Origin of the sequence: Nocardia sp. NBC_00881 (genome assembly GCF_045207455.1) — a bacterium.
GTDB lineage: Bacteria > Actinomycetota > Actinomycetes > Mycobacteriales > Mycobacteriaceae > Nocardia.
On the sequence record NZ_CP108798.1, the window covers coordinates 7,093,745 to 7,111,822 of the forward strand.

The window sequence follows — 18,078 nt, forward strand, 5'->3', positions numbered from 1 at the left end:
CCCACATGGCGGGAAACCCCGATTTCGACCTGTTCAAGCTCGAGGACTTCCATGATGAGCTGCGTGCCGCGATCCGCGGTCTCGGGGAGAAAGAAATCGCTCCGCATGCCAAGGACGTCGATGGCAACTCCCGCTTCCCCGAGGAGGCGTTGACCGCACTTAACGCCTCCGGCTTCAATGCGGTGCACGTTCCAGAGGCATACGGCGGCCAGGGCGCGGACTCGGTCGCGACCTGCATCGTGATCGAAGAGGTCGCCCGGGTCTGCGGTTCTTCCTCGCTGATCCCCGCGGTCAACAAGCTCGGCACCATGGGCCTGATCCTGAACGGTTCCGAGGAGCTGAAGCAGAAGGTCCTGCCCGACATCGTCAACGGCGAGCTGGCTTCCTACGCGCTGTCCGAGCGAGAGGCCGGCTCCGACGCGGCAGGTATGCGCACCCGGGCCAAGCGCGAGGGTGACGACTGGATCATCAACGGCTCCAAGTGTTGGATCACCAACGGCGGCAAGTCCTCCTGGTACACCGTCATGGCGGTAACCGACGCGGACAAGGGCGCCAACGGCATTTCGGCGTTCCTGGTGCACAAGGACGACGAGGGCTTCGTAGTCGGCCCGCTGGAGCACAAGCTCGGCATCAAGGGTTCGCCCACGGCGGAGCTGTACTTCGAGAACTGCCGAGTGCCGGGTGACCGCATCGTCGGCGAGCCGGGCACCGGTTTCAAGACCGCGCTGCAGACCCTCGACCACACCCGCCCGACCATCGGCGCGCAGGCCGTCGGCCTGGCCCAGGGCGCGCTGGACGCGGCCATCGTCTACACCAAGGACCGCAAGCAATTCGGCAAGTCGATCGCCGACTTCCAGAACACTCAGTTCATGCTCGCCGACATGGCGATGAAAATCGAAGCGGCCCGCCTCATGGTCTACACTTCGGCCGCCCGCGCCGAGCGCGGCGAGAAGAACCTCGGCTTCATCTCCGCCGCCGCCAAGTGCTTCGCCTCCGACGTCGCCATGGAGGTCACCACCAACGCCGTCCAGCTGTTCGGTGGCGCCGGCTACACCACCGATTTCCCGGTGGAGCGCATGATGCGCGACGCGAAAATCACCCAGATCTACGAAGGCACCAACCAGATCCAGCGTCTTGTCATGTCCCGCGCGTTGCTCGCGGACTGATTCCGCCGTTTACGTCGGCGGAAGCGTTCGAGACGGGCGACGCTAGACGACCAGGTCGGCGAACTCCTGGTGTTCGGTGATGTACTTCTCGACGTACCAGCAGGTGGGGATGATGGAGAAGCCCGCGTCGCGGGAGTCTTTCAGGGCGAACTCGACCACCTGGGCGGCGATGCCCTGGCCACGGAACTCGGGGAAGGTCATGGTGTGGTGCAGGTCGCGGACCTTGGTGTCGCCGCGTTCGGCGTAGTCGGCGTACCCGGCTAGGGTGTCGTCGACGTAGATCTCGAAACGAGTGTCGGCGACATTGTGCTCGAGCCTGGTCGTCATGATCGGGTAGAACTCCTTGTCGGATGGGAATGTTCCGTGGCAGCGGTCACAGGACCGCCCCCGGGTTGAGGATGCCATTCGGGTCGAGCGCGTCCTTGATTCGCTGAGTCAAGGCCATGACGTCCGGGCCGAGCTGATCGGGCAGCCACGCTTTCTTCAATCGCCCCACGCCGTGCTCGCCGGTGATGGTGCCGCCGAGCACGATGGCCAGGTCCATGATCTCGCCGAAGGCGCGGTGCGCCCGCGCGGTCAGGTCCGCGTCGGACGGGTCGTGCACGATCAGTGGATGGGCGTTGCCGTCTCCGGCGTGCGCGATCACCGAGACCGTGACCGCGTTGCGTTCGGCGATCGCGGCGACGCCGGTCACCAGATCGCCGAGCCGTGGCAGTGGCACGCCGACGTCTTCCAGCAGCAGTGCGCCCAGCTTTTCCACGGCGGGAATCGCGAAACGCCGTGCCGCGGTGAATGCTTCGCCCTCTTCGAGGTCCTCGGTGTGGAAAACTTCGGTCGCACCGGCCTTTTCGCACGCGGCCACCATGACCTCGGCCTCGCGTCGCGCGAATTCGCCTGGCGCGTCAGACCGCGCGACCAGTAGGGCCGCGGCGGCGCGGTCCAAGCCCATCCGCATCTCGTCCTCGACGGCATTGATCGACACCGAGTCCATGAACTCGAGCATCGAGGGCCGCAGTTCCCCGGTGATCGCCAGGATCGCCTCGGTGGCCGCGGTGAGTGTGCCGAATGTCGCGACGACCGTGCTCTGCGGTGGCTGCGCGGGCAGCAGCCGCAGGGTCAGTTCGGTGATCACGCCGAGCGTGCCCTCGCTGCCGACGAACAGCTTGGTCAGCGACAGCCCCGCCGAGTCCTTCAGTCGGGGCCCGCCCAGTCGCACGACGGTCCCGTCGGCCAGCACCACCTCCATGCCGAGCACGTAGTCGGTCGTCACGCCGTACTTCACGCAACACAGGCCGCCCGCATTTGTCGCGGCATTGCCGCCGATGGAGCAGATCTCGAACGATGACGGGTCCGGCGGATACCACAGTCCGTGTTCGGCGACCGCGCGCTTCACCTCCCCGTTGAGAAGGCCCGGCTGCACTACGGCGGTCCGGGTGACCGGATCCACCGTGATCGCGCGCATCCGCTCGGTGCTGAGCACAAGGCCGCCGTCGACCGCGGTCGCCCCGCCGGACAGCCCGGAGCCGGCACCGCGCGGGATCACGGGGATGCGGTTCGACGCCGCCCATCGCACGGTGATGGCGACATCATCGGTGCTGGTGGGACGCACCACCGCGAGCGCAATGCCCGCACAGGGATCGCGCGCCCAGTCCTGTCGGTAGCCCGCGAGCAGGTCGGGGTCGGTGAGCACCGCGCCCTCGGGCAGCCTCGTGATCAGCTCATGCAGGTCCACGCCATTCACGCTAGCCGCCCGCGCCGGAGATGTGCCGGTAGGCCGCCGGACATGGCGGGGGTGGAAGCGAAGCCCAGACCGCGATGCCATCCGCAGCAAATGGTGTGCTGAGCCACCGGCTGGTCTCCCGCTGCTCATCTCGCGGAAACCTGCCGCTGGCACGCTGGCCGCGTGCACAAGCTGACGAAAAGCGCCGAACCGATCGCCGATCGGTTCACCGCTTGGTGCGAGGCGCTGGTGGCCTTGCTACCTTTCGGGCTGAATCGTCTTGTTGCCCCGACCTTCCTGGGCTTCGCGCTGATCAACGGCGGCACCTTCGGCGTCGATCTGGCTTTCCTCACCGTCTGCCACGGCTGGTGGGGGCTGCCGCTCTGGCTGTCGGTGACCGTGGCGTACGTGTGCGCGTTCGGCCTGAGCTTCGTGCTCAATCGGACCTTCAACTTCCATTCGCACGCCCCGGTCGGCAAGCAGGCCGCGGTGTACGTGGTGGTCGTCGCGGTCAACTACCTCGCGTTCATCCTCGGCGTCGGGAGCGGGCTGACCGCGCTCGGCTTGGAGTACCACCTGTCTCGACTGCTGGCGGGCGCGTGCGAGGCCGTCTACATGTACAGCGCGATGCGGTGGATGGTCTTCCGCCGCCATGCGATGGAGCCGGAACCGGAACTTACGCGCTGAGTGGCAACGCGAGCAGAGCCTTCTCATGTTGTCGCGGCCATGTGCCACGCGCCGACCGGTCGGCCGACTATGGATGCTCACGTCCCCGCCGGACGGATCAGCTCCTCGATGCGTGGTCCGTCGACGATGATCGCGTCGTCATCGGTGAGCGCCCAGTGCGCCACGCCCGCGGCCCGGTACTCGGCGGCCAGCCGGTTGCATCCACCGCCCGGATCGGTAGCCGAGTCGATGTGCGGCACGATCCGGCGATCGACGAAACCCAGCCCGTCCCAGCGGGGCTCGATACCACAGGTGGGTTCGACCTCGGCGGGGTCGTCGAGTGTGTCCAGGCTGTGCAGGTCAGGGGTGAGCACGCAGGCGCCCGCGCTGTACCCCGCGTACACCAGCGCGTCGTCGGCGAGCAGCCGGGAAAGCGCGAGATCAGCTCCGCTGCAGGCGAATTGGGCGCGCAGTACGAAGGTGTTCCCGCCGCGCACCCACACCAGCGGGTAGTCGGCCAGCTTGCGCTCGAGATCCGCCGCGTTCCCGACGTAGTCGCGCAGGTCGAGCTCCTCGGGGGCATAGCCGAGCTTGCCGAGCGGCACCAGGTCGCTGGTTACGGCCGACGCCCGCATCGACGGCCACGCGTCACAGGCGTTGCCGATCACCGCGACGCGGCCCGGCGGGCCGGCGAGTGCCACCAGCCGGTCGAAGTGCGCCCCGAAGCGATAGCTGGACAGGAAGAGCCGCATGGTTTTCAGAGGGTGAAGGCGAGGTGGCGCACCAGCCGCTGCCCGAGCTCGGTATCGCCGTCGAAGGTAATCTCGTCGAGGTGCTTCTCGGCGGTCGTGCGCCCGCCGCCCAGCCGGACGAACAGCCCGGAGTCCATGCCGATCTCGACGCCGGCGGGTTCGTCGAAGGCGTCGACGTAGCTCGCCCGGCCCGCCACCTGGATGTGCAGCATTCTGGCCAGCGAACCGGTCAGAGCGAAGGTGATCCGCGAGCCGTCCGGTGCCCCGCCCTTCTTGGCCACCACACGCGGGACGCTGCCCGCGAACTCGGCGAAGGCCAGCTCGCCGCGCGGCCCGCCTTCCTCCACCCGGACGCCGAGCGCGTCGGCGATATCGAGTTCGTGCATCCAGCAGTCGAACAGTCGCACTCGCATGAACCGGCCGTAGCTCACCTGACCGATCGGCGACATGGTTTCCTTCTCCCATTCGGCGTCGTCCATCGCCGCGAGCGCCTGATGTCTGCGGTCGACAACGTCGCGGTATAAATCGACCAGTCGGGCGCCGGGCAGTGGGCGAAGCCGGTCCACCCAGATCTCGTTGAGCACCGCGATCTCGTTGCGGACGTACGGAAGCATGCGCACATCGGTCTTGACCCTGCTCGGGTCGTGTGCGGGCGGGCGCTCGCCGAGCAGCCACGACTCGGTGCCGACGACGTGGGCGACGACATCGAACACAGTCCAGCCGGGCAGTGGCGCCGGGATGCGCCAGCGGTCCTCGTCGAGTGCGGCGACGAGCGTCTCGATCGCTTCCCATTGCCGCGACAGTAGGGCGATCTGCTCGGTCCGATTCGGTGTCTCGGTCATCCGTCGGCTCCTTTTTCCGGGCCTGCGCCCTCGTTGTCCAGTGCCGCGATCCCACCCCGGATGGCAGCGGCGGTGGCGACCGGGTCGTGCGGACGCCGCAGCAGGAAACCTTTGGCGAAACTCAGTCTGTCGCCGTGTCTGCGGGGGATTACGTGCAGGTGGACGTGCGAAACGGTCTGGAAAGCGGCGGTGCCGTCGTTGAGCACTAGGTTGGCGCCGTCCGCGGCGAGACTGCTGCGCCGGATGGCTAGTGCGAGCCGATGCCCAGCCCGAAAGACGTGTGCGCCGAGTTCGGCGTCCAAGTCCTCCAGTTCGGCGGCGTGCCGCTTGGGGATCACCAGCGTGTGCCCGCGGGTGATCGGCCGGGTATCGAGGAACGCACACAGTGTGTCGTCCTCGTACACTGTGGTCGCAGGGGCCTCGCCTGCGACGATGCGGCAGAAGACGCAGTCGTTCACATGCTGGACCATACGGCGTAGGTGCGGAGCGGAACACCCCGGCGGGCGATCCGGCAGGACACGTCTCTGCTCCGCGACGCGCCGACGGCCTGACCAGTTCTCGAACCCCGGGGTAAGTACGGACTGCGATGTACGGTCTTGTCGTGGTCGCCTGCGGCGGGCACCATCGACTGCGGCGGGGACCGAACAAAGCGCAGTTCAGGAGGCGGCGGTAAGGTCCGCGTAGACCGCATGGCAACTCAGCGAACCGGCGGAATCCGGCCGACATGTGTGACGGGCATCTCGGCTAGGCTCACGGCGAGCCGGTACAGTTGCGAGGATTTGGGCGAACTTACTCTGAAGTAGCATCGTCCGGCCGTCTACCCGTTGCCTGGAAGCTCAGCACGAGAAGGAAGTCTGACAAGTGGAGACAACGCAGAGCGTAGGCGATCCGTCGCTACGTGCCGCGCGTGTCGGAGTCGTTCGCGAGTCCAACGCGGGCGAGCGACGTGTCGCATTGGTGCCGAAGATCATTTCGAGCCTGCTGAAGCGGGGCGTCGAGGTCGTCGTCGAGTCCGGAGCCGGGCGCGGCGCGCTCATCCCCGACAGCGCCTATGAAGAAGTGGGCGCGACGATCGGCGATCCCTGGTCGGCCGAGGTCGTTGTGAAGGTGGCCCCACCCAGTGACGCCGAGGTGGGGAAGCTGTCGTCGGGGCAGACGCTGATCGGGTTTCTTGCCCCGCGTAACGCCCAGAATCAGATCGGTGCGCTGAAATCGTCTGGGGTGCAGGCGTTCGCGGTGGAAGCGATTCCGCGGATTTCGCGTGCGCAGGTGATGGATGCGTTGTCTTCGCAGGCGAATGTGGCCGGGTACAAGGCGGTGCTGTTGGCCGCGTCGGAGTCGACTCGGTTCTTCCCGATGCTGACTACCGCGGCGGGCACGGTGAAGCCGGCGACAGTGTTGGTGTTGGGTGTGGGTGTCGCCGGTTTGCAGGCGTTGGCCACGGCGAAGCGGCTCGGTGGGCGGACCACCGGGTACGACGTGCGGCCGGAGGTGGCTGATCAGGTGCGTTCGGTGGGTGCGCAGTGGCTGGATCTGGGTATCGATGCCGCCGGTGAGGGTGGCTACGCCCGCGAACTCTCCGACGAGGAGAAGGCCACCCAGCAGCAGGCTTTGGAGGATGCGATCAAGGGTTTCGACGTGGTGATCACCACCGCGCTGGTGCCGGGTCGTCCCGCGCCGCGACTGGTGACCGCCGCGGCGGTGCAGGGCATGAAGCCCGGCAGCGTGATCGTCGACCTGGCCGGTGAGACCGGAGGCAACTGCGAGCTCACCGAGCCTGGCCACACCGTTGTCAAGCATGAGGTGACCATCGCGTCGCCGCTGAATCTGCCCGCCACCATGCCCGAGCACGCCAGCGAGCTGTACTCCAGGAATATCGCGGCACTGCTGGAGTTGATGCTGGTCGACGGCAAACTCGAGCCCGACTTCGACGATCAGGTGCTCGCCGACTCCTGCGTGACCCGTGCGGTCGGGGACCTCGAAACCGCGGGGAAGGAAGCCTCCTGATGTATACCGAACTGCTGGCGAATATCGCGATCCTGGTGCTGTCAGGGTTCGTCGGATTCGCCGTCATCTCCAAGGTGCCCAACACCTTGCACACCCCGCTGATGTCGGGCACCAACGCCATCCACGGCATCGTCGTGCTCGGCGCACTGGTCACGCTCGGGAACGTGCAGGATCCGTCGGTCCTGACCCAGATCATCCTGTTCGTCGCCGTCGTGTTCGGAACCCTCAACGTCCTCGGTGGTTTCGTGGTCACCGACCGCATGCTGGGCATGTTCAAAACCAAGAAGACGGCCGCGCCGGTGAAGGCGGATCAGTGATGCATCCTTTCGACAATGTGACCTATCTGGTCAACGGCCTCTACATCGTCGCATTCGGCATGTTCATCTACGGTCTGATGGGTTTGACCGGTCCGAAGACCGCGGTGCGCGGTAACCTCATCGCGGCGGCGGGCATGGTGCTCGCGGTGGTGGCCACTATGATCTCCATTCGCCACACCAGCAACTGGATTCTGATCGTCGCCGGCTTGGTGGTGGGTGTCGCGCTGGGTGTTCCGCCGGCCAAGTTCACCAAGATGACCGCGATGCCGCAGCTGGTGGCCGCGTTCAACGGCGTCGGTGGTGGCACGGTCGCTTTGATCGCGTGGTCGGAGTTCATCAACTCCCACGGCTTCTCGCACTTCGACGAAGAACCCACCGTGCACATCGTGATCGGCTCGCTGTTCGCGGCGATCATCGGTTCGGTGTCGTTCTGGGGCTCGTTGATCGCGTTCGGCAAACTGCAGGAGATCCTGCCCGGCCGCCCGATCGGGATCGGCAAGCTGCAGCAACCGTTGAACCTGTTGCTGCTCGTCGGCGCCATCGCCGCGGCCGTGGTAATCGGTATCGGGGCAACCAGCGACGGTGTGCCGCAGGTGTGGATGATCGCCGTGCTCGTGTTCGCGGGTGTGCTCGGCCTGATGGTCGTGCTGCCCATCGGCGGCGCCGACATGCCGGTGGTTATCTCCTTGCTGAATGCTCTGACCGGATTGTCCGCCGCGGCGGCCGGTCTCGCCTTGAACAACACCGCGATGATCGTGGCGGGCATGATCGTCGGCGCGTCCGGCACCATCCTCACCAATTTGATGGCCAAGGCGATGAACCGGTCCATCCCCGCTATCGTCGCGGGTGGATTCGGCGGCGGCGGTACCGCGCCGGGCGCCGGTGGTGGTGAGCAGAAGCAGGCCAAGGCCACGTCCGCCGCGGACGCCGCGATCCAGATGGCGTATGCCAACCAGGTGATCGTGGTGCCGGGCTACGGCATGGCCGTCGCGCAGGCTCAGCACGCGGTCAAGGAAATGGCGTCGCTGTTGGAGGCCAAGGGTGTCGAGGTCAAATACGCCATCCACCCGGTCGCGGGCCGTATGCCTGGCCATATGAACGTGCTGTTGGCCGAGGCCGAAGTCTCCTACGACGCGCTCAAGGAAATGGACGACATCAACGGCGAGTTCAGCCGTACCGATGTCGCCTTGGTGATCGGCGCCAACGACGTCACCAACCCCGCCGCCCGCGAGGATGCCGCCAGCCCGATCTATGGCATGCCCGTCCTCAATGTCGACCAGGCACGATCCGTGATCGTGCTGAAGCGTTCGATGAACTCCGGCTTCGCCGGCATCGACAACCCCCTCTTCTACGCCGACCACACCTCCATGCTCTTCGGCGACGCCAAAAAGTCCGTCGGTTCGGTCACCGAAGAACTGAAAGCCTTGTAGAGGCCAGTACGTTTCGCGGCAAGCGCCCCCTCCGCCGAGGCCTTCGATGGAGGGGCGCTGTCATATCGCCTGCGCACGGCGTAAACCGGTCCAGACACAGCCTGTCCACGATCGAGGAGCCGAGCTGGCCGGGCCGTCGCGGTCCGCGGTGTTGCCGAGTCCGCGGCCTGGCTCGCCAGGGAGCGCCGGGCCGCTACCCCGGTGGATGTCGCGTTCCCCAACGGTGGCGACCCTGGCGGAACTCGCACTGCGGGACAGTGATGCCCGGATCACCAGGGTTGCGCAGGACCCGGTGAATTTGGGGCTCTATCTGTGAACGGTCGGCCGGGAGCGAGGATTCGGCGATCCGGCGGCCGCTGAACAGACCGGACGGTCTTGCGGGCGGCGAGTTGCGCGTCGATCGGCTAGATTCCATGAGTTCGCCGACACCCTGTGCGGACGTAATTGCGCGAGACCCGGGGAGGGGATCCATGACCACACCACCGAACAACCCGTATCCAGGCCAGCCTGCCGGTCTAGACTATGGCGGCCAGCCGGGATACCCGCAGGCGCCCGCCGCTGTGCCGCAGGGCTACCCGGGGCAACCCGAGGGCTATCCCCCGCCGGGGTATCCGGCGCAGCCGCAACCCGGTTATTCACCACAGGGCGGTTTCCCGCCGCCCCAGCAGCCGGGCTACCCCGTCGGTGGTTTCCAGTCGCCCGGGCAACCGCCGCGGCGCAGTGGCGGCGGCGGGATCGGGAAGGTCTTCCTCGCGCTCGGCGCCCTGCTGGTGATCGGTCTCCTGGTCTTCGGCGCCCGCACCGTGCTGCGCTCGGATGGCGAGAAGATCGAGATCGGTCAGTGCGCGAAGCTGTCGGGCAGCACCGTCAAGGCCGAGTTCGCCACGAAGGAATGCTCCGATCCGGACGCCAACTACGTGGTGGCGCAACGGATCGACGGGGCGAACAAGGACTGCCCGACCAAGGACTACGCCAGCTATTACCAGACCGGCAGGAACGACTACACCCTCTGCCTGCGACTCAACGCCAAAGAGGGCGACTGCATCAAATCCGGTTTCCTCGGCGCGAGCACCAAGGTGGCCTGCGGCTCGACGGCGGACTTCAAGATCGGCCGGGTGGTGCGCGGTACCGCGGACAAGTCCGCATGCGGGTCGCGAGCGACCGAGAACGAAACGATCGTCTATCCGAAGCCGGATCCGATCACACTGTGCCTGGTGCCGCCCAAGTAGGGCTTTACTTATGGGGTTGCTAACGTTCAAGCATGGCGGGCGTTGGTGTGCGATTACTGCGGACCAGGTCATTCGTGCGAGCGCCGATCGGTGTGTTCCGCGCCCGGTTGGGCCTCCTGTTCGGCGGGCGGCTCATGCTGCTGGAACACACCGGGCGCAGCTCCGGCCGACCGCGCTACGTCGTGCTGGAGACCGTCGCGCGGCCGAGTCGAGATCGCGTGGTCATCGCGTCCGGATTCGGCAAGCAGGCCCAGTGGTTCCGTAATCTTGTGGCCGATGCCCGCTGTTGGGTCAGTATCGGTTCGCGCCATCGGGTTTCGGCTGTTGCCAGGGTCCTAACCCTCGACGAGTCCGCCACGGTGCTCGACGGCTATCGCCGCGAACACCCCAAGGCGTACCGAAAGCTGGGCGGGCTCATCGAGGAGGCCACGGGCTCGGACATCGACCAGGTGCCGCTGGTCGAGCTGACCTTGCGGTCTTGACCGGGTTATCTCGCCGGGGCGACTACGCCCGCGTAGTGGCAGCACAGCAGCATCGCGATCAGCGGTACCACCATGGCCGTGGTCAGCGGCACCACCGCTGTGAGCCAGCCGATCACCGTGGGGCCGGCGAGCAGGCCCAGATAGCCGACGCTGAACACCCGGGACATGTCGGTGGCGGCAGTGGCGGAGCCCAGATTCCCCGCTGCGGTGAAGATCTGGGGGACGCCGCCGGAGAGCCCGAGGCCGGCCATGGCCCAGCCGAGCAGTGTCAGCGCAATCCACGGAGACACCATGACCAGAGCAAGTCCGATCGCGGCGATCAGCGCGCCGTAACGGACCACCGCGACCGGGCCGAACGCGCCGCTGACCCGGTCGGTAGCCAGACGTCCGACGGTCATCGTCGTGGAAAAGGCACCGAAGGCGAGCGCCGCTGTCGCGGCGTCCGCGCCGAGATGCTCGCGCATCTGCAGCGTGCTCCAATCCGCGGCTACGCCTTCGGCCAGCAACAGCGCGAAAGCGATCGCGGCCAGCGCAAGCACCTTTCGGCTGCGATCACCGACCTCGGGACGCGCGATCGTGGCGTGTGTCGCCGCGTCCCGCTCGGGCTCGTCGAGCGGCTGTGCGGTCGGCGCGGCGTCGTACTCGATCGGTGCCGTGGCGTGCTGGGGCGAACCGGCGTCGTGCTGGGGCAGATCCGCATCGGGTGGTGTCGGCTCGCGCCGATGCGGTGTGGTGTCGTGCTCGGTCGCATGTACGGCATGGACGCCGTGTGTCGCCGCGTTCGCCGTCCCCTCCTCGGGCGTAGCGTCGCGCAGCAGCCGAGGTACCAGCGCGAGGGTCAGTGCGACGCCGCCGATCGCGGCCAGCGTCGAAGTCAGCCGCACATCCCAGCCCGCGCGTAGCGTCGCGGCCCCCAGTAGCGAACCAAGCAGGCCACCGCCGGAGAACAGGGCGTGGAACGCGGCCATGATCGGGCGGCGATACGCCCGTTCCACATGTACCGCTTGGGTATTCATCGACACGTCCAGCGCACCGTTGCCGAAGCCGAAGCAGGCCAGTGCCAACGCGAGCGTGACCGGTCCGGTCGCGAAGCCGGGTCCGAGCACAGCCACCGAGGCGGTGCACGCGGCCGCGCCGACGAGGGTCCTGCTGCCGAACCGGTCGGCGAGCGGACCCGCCAGACGCATGCCGAACACGCCGGCACCGGCCATCAGCAGGATGAACATTCCTAGCGTCGACTTCGCGACGCCTGTGCGGTCGGTGATGACGGGGATGTGCACCACCCACATAGCGAGTAGGAAACCGCTCAACGCGAACACCGTGAACACCGCGGCACGCGCGACGCGGGTCGAACGGTCGACTGTAGGGCTCGACACCACTTCGACGGTAGCGAGCAATGGTCCGGTATGTCCCCGGAACGGTATGCCCAGCCCACCCGCGGAGCCGGTCCAGGGCAACGCCGACCTGGTTACCCGGCTGTGAAACGCGCGTCGTTGAGCGTCGTGCCCGCGGATAGGCTGTTCTTTCTTGTCTAGTGTCAACGCGTCACTGCCCCGAGACATTCCGGATTCCGGTAGGCGCCGTCTCCGTGGCATAGTCGGCGAAATCTTCGGGTTCCCGGCCGAACACCCGGCGGACCTCGTCGGCGGGCTCCAGCGTGGCCGTAGAGCACAGTGCCGAACGGGCCGGCGGGTTCACTACGTCGGAGGTGCTGGTCAGCGGTGGTGTGTCATTGTTCTGGTACATCTGCGCTGGATGAGACGGCGCATGGTTCGGCGGCTTATGATCATGCGTGATCGTCTACTGTTGATGCGTGGATGCGCTCGCCAGTCTGCTCGAAGGTCCACGTGCCAGGGGTGCGTTCCTGATGTGTTCGCTGCTGGATCCGCCGTGGTCGTTGCGCATTCAGGACGAGGCCCCGCTGACCGTGTTATCGATGATTCGCGGCGGTGCGTGGATTCGCACCGAGAAGGATGCGCCGCGGCAGCTGAACGCAGGCGATGTCGCTATCTTCCGCGGGCCCGATCCGTACACCGTGGCCGACGATCCGGCGACCGAACCGCAGATCGTCATCCATCCCGGCCAGGTCACGAAGACGCCGGACGGTGAAATCCTTTGCGAGACATTAAGTCTCGGAGTTCGGCAGTGGGGGACCGATCCGGACGGCGCCACGATGATGGTCACCGGAACCTACGAGTCCGCGGGCGCGGCCAGCCAGCGTGTGTTGCGCGCGCTCCCGCCTGTCATCGTGTTGCGGCGTGGCGACTTCGACAGCAGGGTGCTCGACATCCTCGTCGATGAGGCGACCAAGGATGAACCCGCGCAGGGAGCGGTGCTCGACCGGCTGCTCGATCTGGTCCTGATCGCCGCGCTGCGCGCCTGGTTCGCCCGCAATGACGCTCCCGCCTGGTACCACGCGTACGGCGACCCGCTGGTCGGCAAGGCCTTGCGGCTGTTGCAGCACAATCCGGGGCACGGGTGGACGGTCGCAGGCTTGGCAGAGGCGGTGGGTGTGTCGCGGGCCGCGCTGGCGCGGCGGTTCACCGACTTGGTCGGCGAGCCACCGATGGCGTTCCTCACCGAATGGCGGCTCGCGCTGGCCGCCGACCTGCTACAGGAGTCCGACGCCACGATCGAGGCGATTGCCCGTCAGGTCGGGTACGGCAGCGCGTTCGCGCTGAGCACCGCGTTCAAACGCCACTTCGGTGTCTCCCCGCGCGACCACCGCCACAGCCGCGTGCGGTCAGGCCTGGAGGAGGGAGTTCGCGTGGCCACGTAGGGCCCCGCGCGCGGCGCATAGACACAGCGCGCCCCCGGCTGAGCTATCGTCGGCCGGGTGACGCAGCAGTATCCGGTGCTCTGGCCGGTACCCACTCGATGGGCGGATAACGATCACTACGGGCACGTGAACAACGTGACGTACTACTCGTACTTCGATACCGCGGTCAACGCATGGTTGATGCACGCCACGGGCACCGACATCCGCACGCTGCCGGCGCTCGGGGTTGTAGCACAGACTTCGTGCCGGTACCTCGGCTCGATCAGCTTCCCGGACCAGCTGCAGGTCGGCCTGCGTATCGTGCGGCTCGGTCGCTCCAGCATCACCTATGACCTGGCCATCTTCCGCGAGGCCGACAGCGCACCGGAACTGGTTGCCACTGGCACCTTCGTCCACGTCTACGTGGACGCGGAGACCCGCAAGCCGGTCGAGATCCCGGAGGTCATCCGCACCGTCGCCGCGGCGCTGGTCACCGAGTAGTACCCACGTACCGCCGGCGAGCGAAACCCTGTGATTCACACGCGACTGAGCAGGGTGAGCGGGTCCTCCATGAGCCCGGCAGTGGTGGTGAGGAAGCGGGCGGCCAGTTCGCCATCGATCATCCGGTGGTCGAAGCTCACACCGAGGGTGGTCACCCAGCGGACGGCGAGTTCGTCACGGAATACCCACGGCCGCTTGCGGATCGAGCCGAGACACAGGATCGCGGCCTCGCCGGGATTGACCAGGGGCATCCCGGCGTCGACGCCGAACACCCCGACGTTGGTGATGGTGAACGTGCCGCCGCGCAGGTCGGTGGGCGTGGCGGCACCCGAACGGGCGGTGTCCGCCAGCCAGCCGATCTCGCGGGTCAGATCCCGCAGGCTCAGTGTCTGCGCCTCTTTGATGTTCGGCACCAGCAGCCCGCGGCCGGTGGCCACCGCGATGCCCAGATTCACGTAGTGCTTGGTGACGATCTCTTGGTTGGCCTCATCCCAGCAGCTGTTCATGCCGGGGAACTCCGTGAGCGCGGCCAGCACCGCCTTGGCCACCAGCGCGAGCGGCGTGAGGGTCAGGCCGGCAAAGGATGTGGTGCTGCGCAGGTGGTCGAGCAGCTCCATCGACGCGGTGCAGTCGAGGGTGACGAACGTGCCGGCCTGCGGGATGGTGTGTGCGCTGGTCAGCATCGCCGCGGCGGTGCGCTTGCGGATGCCGCTGATCGGGGTGCGGGCCTCGCGGGTGGTCGGACGGACAACGCCCGCGTCCGGCTCGGTGATGGTGGGCGGCGCGGCCTCGGCCTGCTCGGCCGGGCGCGACTGGGAAACCGGCACCGCACCGCGCACGTCGTCGACAGTAACCGCGCCGCCCGGCCCGGACCCCGCGACGAACCACAGATCGATGCCGAGTTCGCGAGCCAGTTTCCGCGCGCCCGGCGTGGCCGCCGCCCGCGTCACGCCGATCTTCGGGCGCATATGTTCGGACTCCTGGATCGTGTCGTCGAACGGCCCCGAGACCGGCTCGGGTGCGGCGGTTTCCGCAGCGCCGTCGCCGCCGGGGTGCGAAACGTCTCGCGGAGCAACGGCTGGCCTGCGTCGCCGGGATGCCGCCTCCCCCTCTGGGCCGTAGCCGACAAGAACCGAGGTGTGCCCGGCCGCGCCCGCGGCGGCGTCCGGCCCGGACGCCTGCTCGTGCTCCACCCGAATCAGCGGCGCGCCGACCGGAATGGTGTCGCCCGGCTGTGCCAGCAACTCGACCACCCGCCCCGTGAACGGGCACGGCAGCGATACCACTGCTTTCGCCGTCTCGACCTCCGCGATGGTCTGATTCAGCCGCACCGTGTCGCCGACGGCCACCGCCCAGGACACCAGCTCGGCGTCGGTGAGGCCTTCTCCGAGGTCGGGGAGCCGAAATTCCAGCACGGCACCTGGAGCATCCTGGCGATTTTCCACGTGGGCACCTCTCACTACGGCGAACCCGCGTCAGGCAGCGAGTGAACGGTCGACCGCGGCGAGAATGCGGTCGGGGTCGGGCAGGTGGTGCTTCTCGAGCTTAGCCGGGGGATAGGGGATGTCGAAGCCGCCGACGCGCAGGACGGGGGCCTCGAGGTGGTAGAAGCAGCGCTCGGTGATCCGGGCGGCGATCTCGGCGCCGAGGCCGGCGAATACCGGCGCCTCGTGCGTGACGATCAGCCGTCCGGTTTTGGCGACCGACTCCTCGATGGTGTCGAAGTCGATCGGCGAAAGGCTGCGCAGGTCGATCACCTCGAGCGAATGCCCCTCTTCCGCGGCGATTTTCGCCGCCGACAGCGCGGTGGCCACGGTGCCGCCGTAGGCGACGACGGTCGCGTCGGTGCCGGTTGTGCACACCCTGGCGCGATCCAGCGGCAGCACGGCGTCGCGGGCGTCGAAGTCGACGTCGGCCTTGTCCCAGTACCGGCGCTTGGGCTCGAAGAAGATCACCGGGTCGTCCAGTGCGATCGCCTGGCGGATCATCGAATACGCGTCCGCGGGATTGCTCGGGGTGACGACGCGCAGGCCAGCGGTGTGCGCGAAATAGGCCTCGGGTGATTCGGAGTGGTGCTCCACCGAGCCGATGCCGCCGCCGAACGGGATACGAATCGTGAGGGGGGCGCGCACCTTCCCCTGCGTGCGAAAGTTGATTTTGGCGACGTGGGACACGATCTGATCGAATGCCGGATAGACGAAGCCGTCGAACTGAATCTCGCATACCGGCCGATAGCCGCGCAGCGCCATGCCGAAGGCCGTTCCGACAATGCCCGACTCGGCCAGCGGAGTGTCGATGACGCGATTGTCCCCGAAGTCCTTCTGCAGCGTGTCCGTCACCCGGAACACCCCGCCCAGACGCCCGATGTCCTCGCCCATCAGCAAAACCTTCGGGTCGTCCTCCAGCGCCCGGCGCAACCCGATGTTGAGCGCGGCGGCGAACGTGGTGATCATTGCGGGACTCCTTCCGGTCGCGCGGAGGACTCGTCGGGATCGCCGGTCAAGTACTCCGTGTACTCCCGCCGCTGTTCGGTGATCAGCGGGTGCGGGGTGGCGTAGACGTGGTCGAACAGCTCCGTCGGTGCGGGATCGGGCAGGTCGATGGTGGCCGTGCGCACCTCGCGCGCGACCTCGTCGGCGTGCTCGGCGACCAAGAGCTCGAATGCTTGGTCCCAGTGGCCTTCGCGCTCCAGCAGCCTGCGTACCCGGTCGATAGGATCACGGCGCGCCCACTGTTCGGTCTCGGCGGCCGAGCGGTAGCGGGTGGGATCGTCCGCGGTGGTGTGCGGCCCCATTCGGTAGGTGAGTGCCTCGATGAAGGAAGGTCCGCCACCGGATCGTGCCCTCGCTACTGCCTGCCTGGTCACCGCGAGCACGGCGAGCACGTCGTTGCCGTCGACCTGCACGCCGGGCATGCCGTAGCCGTAGGCGCGTCGCGCGATCGGGGTCGCGCTCTGCACGCGGACCGGTTCACTGATCGCCCAATGGTTGTTCTGGCAGAAGAACACCACAGGCGCGCTCCAGCTCGCGGCGAAGCCGAACGCCTCGGCGATGTCACCCTGGCTGCTGGCCCCGTCGCCGAAGTAGGCGATGGTGGCGATCTCGGCGCCGTCCAGGTGCGCGGCGAAGGCGTAGCCCGTCGCGTGCAGGCCCTGGGAGCCGACAACGATGTTCGGATTGGTCATGTTCACCGCGTGCGGGTCCCAGCAGTGGTGCGCGACTCCGCGCCACAGCCGAGTCAGCTCGGTGGGAGGAACGCCGCGGCAGTAGGCGACGGCGCCCTCACGGTAGCTGCAGAACACGTAGTCGTCGGGATGCAAGGCGTGCGCCGAACCGACCTGTGCTGCCTCCTGCCCGAGCAACGGCGCCCACAGGCCGAGCTGGCCCTGTCGTTGGAGCGCGGTGCCCTCGATGTCGATCCGCCGGGTGACCACCATGTCCTCGTACAGCGCGCGCAGCTGCTCCGGTCCGACGTCGGCGACCAGCGCCGCATGCTCGGGATCGAGGACTCGACGACCGTCGGGCTGCACCAACTGGACGGGATAGTCGGGCCTTTCTGGCATCGGGACCGCCTCCTCACCACGGGGCGCCGCGGATAACTGTGTGTTCTAACTCACAGCATCCACCGGAACGCGAACTGCGCAAGTGACCGTCATCCGAATGGGCAGAATGCTCAATTACAACCGGTGCTGTGATGTCATACTGCGTTGTATGCCCAGAGAAACCGCCGATGTGGCCCTGGACGCCACCGACGCCCGGCTGTTGCTGGAACTGGTCGCCAACCCCAGGGCGACGGGCGTCGAGCTGGCTGCGCGGCTCGGGCTGTCCCGCAACACTGTGCAGGCCCGGTTGTCCCGCTGGGAGGCGGGCGGCGTGCTGGGCAGTTTCGAACGCCGCGTGCAACCGCGCGCCCTCGGCTATCCACTGGCGGCGTTTGTCGCGGTCGTCGTCGACCAGCACCAATTGGATTCGGTGGTAGACGAACTCGCCGAGGTACCCGAGGTGACCGAGGTGTGCGGCATGACCGGACTCACCGACCTCACGGTGCGCGTGGTCGCGCGCGACGCCGACGACCTGTATCGCATCGCCGGGCAGATCCTCAAGATCCCCGGCGTGGAGCGGACCAATATGGCGCTGGTGATGCGTGAGCTGGTCGGCCCGCGCACTGCTCCGCTGCTGAATCGGCTGGCGAACTCGAGCTGAACCGCG

20 protein-coding genes are annotated in these 18,078 nt (G+C 67.3%); 10 read left to right on the forward strand and 10 right to left on the reverse strand.

Going from position 1 to position 18,078, the window contains the following annotated elements; translation table 11 throughout:
- Positions 1 to 5: 5 nt before the first annotated feature.
- Complete coding sequence (locus tag OH799_RS29905; RefSeq protein WP_406270945.1) at positions 6 to 1,166, forward strand: acyl-CoA dehydrogenase; 1,161 nt, start codon at positions 6 to 8, stop codon at positions 1,164 to 1,166.
- 42 nt (positions 1,167 to 1,208) lie between these two features.
- On the opposite strand, the gene OH799_RS29910 is transcribed toward OH799_RS29905, so the two are convergent.
- Positions 1,209 to 1,493, reverse strand: coding sequence for a GNAT family N-acetyltransferase (locus tag OH799_RS29910; protein ID WP_406270948.1), 285 nt, complete (start codon positions 1,491 to 1,493; stop codon positions 1,209 to 1,211).
- Between the two features lie 46 nt (positions 1,494 to 1,539).
- Positions 1,540 to 2,898, reverse strand: a complete 1,359-nt coding sequence (locus tag OH799_RS29915) for an FAD-binding oxidoreductase (protein WP_406270951.1) — start codon at positions 2,896 to 2,898, stop codon at positions 1,540 to 1,542.
- A 171-nt stretch (positions 2,899 to 3,069) separates the two neighbouring features.
- Here OH799_RS29915 and OH799_RS29920 point away from each other — a divergent pair, with 171 nt between their 5' ends.
- A complete protein-coding gene (locus tag OH799_RS29920) occupies positions 3,070 to 3,573 on the forward strand; it encodes a GtrA family protein (RefSeq protein ID WP_406270954.1) in 504 nt (167 codons plus the stop codon).
- Positions 3,574 to 3,650: 77 nt separating this feature from the next.
- On the opposite strand, the gene OH799_RS29925 is transcribed toward OH799_RS29920, so the two are convergent.
- Genes OH799_RS29925 through OH799_RS29935 form a run of 3 tightly spaced genes read right to left on the reverse strand, consistent with a single transcriptional unit; the run spans position 3,651 to position 5,604 of the window.
- Positions 3,651 to 4,304, reverse strand: a complete 654-nt coding sequence (locus OH799_RS29925) for a Type 1 glutamine amidotransferase-like domain-containing protein (RefSeq protein WP_406270957.1) — start codon at positions 4,302 to 4,304, stop codon at positions 3,651 to 3,653.
- Positions 4,305 to 4,309: 5 nt separating this feature from the next.
- Positions 4,310 to 5,146 carry a maleylpyruvate isomerase family mycothiol-dependent enzyme gene (locus OH799_RS29930; RefSeq protein ID WP_406270960.1) on the reverse strand — a complete coding sequence of 279 codons (837 nt, stop codon included), beginning with the start codon at positions 5,144 to 5,146 and terminating at the stop codon, positions 4,310 to 4,312.
- The gene (locus OH799_RS29935) at positions 5,143 to 5,604 is read right to left on the reverse strand and encodes an HIT family protein (protein ID WP_357265871.1); all 462 of its coding nucleotides are present in this window, start codon (positions 5,602 to 5,604) and stop codon (positions 5,143 to 5,145) included. The genes OH799_RS29930 and OH799_RS29935 overlap by 4 nt, the downstream gene beginning before the upstream one ends.
- A 403-nt stretch (positions 5,605 to 6,007) precedes the next feature.
- Here OH799_RS29935 and OH799_RS29940 point away from each other — a divergent pair, with 403 nt between their 5' ends.
- The 5 genes from OH799_RS29940 to OH799_RS29960 all read left to right on the forward strand — a co-directional run bounded on the left by OH799_RS29940 (position 6,008) and on the right by OH799_RS29960 (position 10,611).
- Entirely contained in the window at positions 6,008 to 7,153 is a 1,146-nt protein-coding gene (locus OH799_RS29940) for a Re/Si-specific NAD(P)(+) transhydrogenase subunit alpha (protein WP_406270963.1), read from the forward strand.
- Entirely contained in the window at positions 7,153 to 7,470 is a 318-nt protein-coding gene (locus tag OH799_RS29945; protein ID WP_406270966.1) for an NAD(P) transhydrogenase subunit alpha, read from the forward strand. The genes OH799_RS29940 and OH799_RS29945 overlap by 1 nt, the downstream gene beginning before the upstream one ends.
- Positions 7,470 to 8,900 carry an NAD(P)(+) transhydrogenase (Re/Si-specific) subunit beta gene (locus OH799_RS29950; protein WP_406282719.1) on the forward strand — a complete coding sequence of 477 codons (1,431 nt, stop codon included), beginning with the start codon at positions 7,470 to 7,472 and terminating at the stop codon, positions 8,898 to 8,900. The genes OH799_RS29945 and OH799_RS29950 overlap by 1 nt, the downstream gene beginning before the upstream one ends.
- Positions 8,901 to 9,370: 470 nt before the next feature.
- Entirely contained in the window at positions 9,371 to 10,129 is a 759-nt protein-coding gene (locus OH799_RS29955; protein ID WP_406270969.1) for a hypothetical protein, read from the forward strand.
- Between the two features lie 32 nt (positions 10,130 to 10,161).
- Complete coding sequence (locus OH799_RS29960) at positions 10,162 to 10,611, forward strand: nitroreductase family deazaflavin-dependent oxidoreductase (RefSeq protein WP_406270972.1); 450 nt, start codon at positions 10,162 to 10,164, stop codon at positions 10,609 to 10,611.
- Between the two features lie 5 nt (positions 10,612 to 10,616).
- Here OH799_RS29960 and OH799_RS29965 read toward each other — a convergent pair whose 3' ends face one another.
- Together OH799_RS29965 and OH799_RS29970 are read right to left on the reverse strand one after the other, a co-directional pair.
- Positions 10,617 to 11,987: an MFS transporter gene (locus OH799_RS29965; RefSeq protein WP_406270975.1), complete on the reverse strand. Its 1,371-nt coding sequence runs from the start codon at positions 11,985 to 11,987 to the stop codon at positions 10,617 to 10,619.
- Positions 11,988 to 12,156: 169 nt separating this feature from the next.
- Positions 12,157 to 12,357: a hypothetical protein gene (locus OH799_RS29970; RefSeq protein WP_406270978.1), complete on the reverse strand. Its 201-nt coding sequence runs from the start codon at positions 12,355 to 12,357 to the stop codon at positions 12,157 to 12,159.
- A 67-nt stretch (positions 12,358 to 12,424) separates the two neighbouring features.
- Here OH799_RS29970 and OH799_RS29975 point away from each other — a divergent pair, with 67 nt between their 5' ends.
- Both OH799_RS29975 and OH799_RS29980 read left to right on the forward strand, forming a co-directional pair.
- On the forward strand, positions 12,425 to 13,390 hold the full coding sequence (locus tag OH799_RS29975) for an AraC family transcriptional regulator (protein WP_406270979.1): 966 nt from the start codon (positions 12,425 to 12,427) through the stop codon (positions 13,388 to 13,390).
- Between the two features lie 57 nt (positions 13,391 to 13,447).
- A complete protein-coding gene (locus OH799_RS29980; RefSeq protein ID WP_406270982.1) occupies positions 13,448 to 13,870 on the forward strand; it encodes an acyl-CoA thioesterase in 423 nt (140 codons plus the stop codon).
- 35 nt (positions 13,871 to 13,905) lie between these two features.
- Here OH799_RS29980 and OH799_RS29985 read toward each other — a convergent pair whose 3' ends face one another.
- The 3 genes from OH799_RS29985 to pdhA are packed head-to-tail and all read right to left on the reverse strand — an operon-like array spanning position 13,906 to position 17,432.
- Positions 13,906 to 15,315: a dihydrolipoamide acetyltransferase family protein gene (locus OH799_RS29985; protein ID WP_406270985.1), complete on the reverse strand. Its 1,410-nt coding sequence runs from the start codon at positions 15,313 to 15,315 to the stop codon at positions 13,906 to 13,908.
- A 30-nt stretch (positions 15,316 to 15,345) separates the two neighbouring features.
- Positions 15,346 to 16,323, reverse strand: coding sequence for an alpha-ketoacid dehydrogenase subunit beta (locus tag OH799_RS29990; protein WP_406270988.1), 978 nt, complete (start codon positions 16,321 to 16,323; stop codon positions 15,346 to 15,348).
- Positions 16,320 to 17,432 carry a pyruvate dehydrogenase (acetyl-transferring) E1 component subunit alpha gene (gene pdhA, locus OH799_RS29995; RefSeq protein WP_406270991.1) on the reverse strand — a complete coding sequence of 371 codons (1,113 nt, stop codon included), beginning with the start codon at positions 17,430 to 17,432 and terminating at the stop codon, positions 16,320 to 16,322. The genes OH799_RS29990 and pdhA overlap by 4 nt, the downstream gene beginning before the upstream one ends.
- A gap of 148 nt (positions 17,433 to 17,580) precedes the next feature.
- Between pdhA and OH799_RS30000 the strand changes: the two genes are divergently transcribed.
- A complete protein-coding gene (locus tag OH799_RS30000; RefSeq protein WP_357265848.1) occupies positions 17,581 to 18,072 on the forward strand; it encodes an Lrp/AsnC family transcriptional regulator in 492 nt (163 codons plus the stop codon).
- Positions 18,073 to 18,078: the final 6 nt, after the last annotated feature.